Below are 1,117 nucleotides of genomic sequence, written 5' to 3'. Positions count from 1 at the left end.
CATCTATTTATTCTGTAGTTCTGCCAGCCAGTCTTGTGGCATCAATCGAAGCCCTCAGCCGTTCTCAAGGAGTCACCATCTTTGTCATCATTCTGACTGCTCTGAAGATACTTTTGTTTAATTATAGTGGTAAAAACGAAATTTTAGTAATGACAACAGTTGGTAATCGTAGTACGGTAGAAACCGAAAACATGCTCGGTTGCTTTATCAACGACGTAATTTTGCGATCGCATCTCTCATCTGAGCAAACAGGACTTACTCTTTTAGAAGAGATCAAAGAAACTCTCACAGAAGCAATCAACAATAAAGAGATTCCTGTTCAAACAGTCATTGACGCTATTACAAGCAAACAACCACTTAACCTCTGGGCATGCCTGACTATGCTACCTGCACAAAATTGCCATGACTGGATGTTAGATGTAGACTTTGTAACAATTAAGCGCGATCTCAGCTTGTGGAATGCGAAAATTCCTTTAGAACTTTATGTTTCTTCACCTTCTGTAAATAATCCAACCATTGAAATTACAGTCTGGTACAGCACAGAGCTATTTACAAATGAAACCATTGAGGATCTGTTTAGCTATTACCAAGAAATTCTAGAGAAGCTCGTCCAACATCCAACTAGCCAAGTTTCTGAATTTGCATAACTTCAATAATATACTGACTGCCGTGTAGCATATGAGTTATAAATGCTACATTTAACGAGGATGATGTATCACAAATTAACCAATAGTCAATATTACTATGTTAAAAAATAACCCACCAGAGTTGAAAGAACAGCCCAGATTTGGATTGTCTTTATTTAGGTGGACTGAGTATTTCTCTAGTAAGGAAGGAGAGATAACTCAAAACATGAGCGTTTTTATCTTGATCTGGATTGGTCAGGTATTATCTCTGGTTGGCTCTCGCATGACCAGTTTTGCTCTGAGTATTTGGATTTATCAGCATACTAACTCAAACACCCAGTTCACTCTCCTGATTCTATCAACAACCTTACCTGCGATTATTATCTCCCCCATTGCTGGAGTATTTGTTGACCGCTGGAGTCGGCGCTGGATCATGATGATTAGTGACTTCTGTGCTGGTCTATGTACCTTAACCATTGCCTGGTTATTTA

2 protein-coding genes are annotated in these 1,117 nt (G+C 38.9%); both read left to right on the top strand.

The features are described 5' to 3' along the window. Nucleotides 1-647, top strand: a 647-nt coding sequence (locus AC5590_RS34365; RefSeq protein ID WP_248277451.1) for a condensation domain-containing protein, incomplete at its 5' end; no start/stop codon positions are given. A 97-nt stretch (nt 648-744) separates the two neighbouring features. After that, nucleotides 745-1,117 (top strand): MFS transporter (locus AC5590_RS34360; RefSeq protein ID WP_169269007.1); only part of this gene is annotated, 373 nt, incomplete at its 3' end.

It is taken from the genome of Brasilonema octagenarum UFV-OR1 (genome assembly GCF_963888615.1).
Classification (GTDB): domain Bacteria; phylum Cyanobacteriota; class Cyanobacteriia; order Cyanobacteriales; family Nostocaceae; genus Brasilonema; species Brasilonema sennae.
Note: the sequence above shows the minus strand (reverse complement) of the source record. Positions and strands in the feature narration are given on the sequence as shown.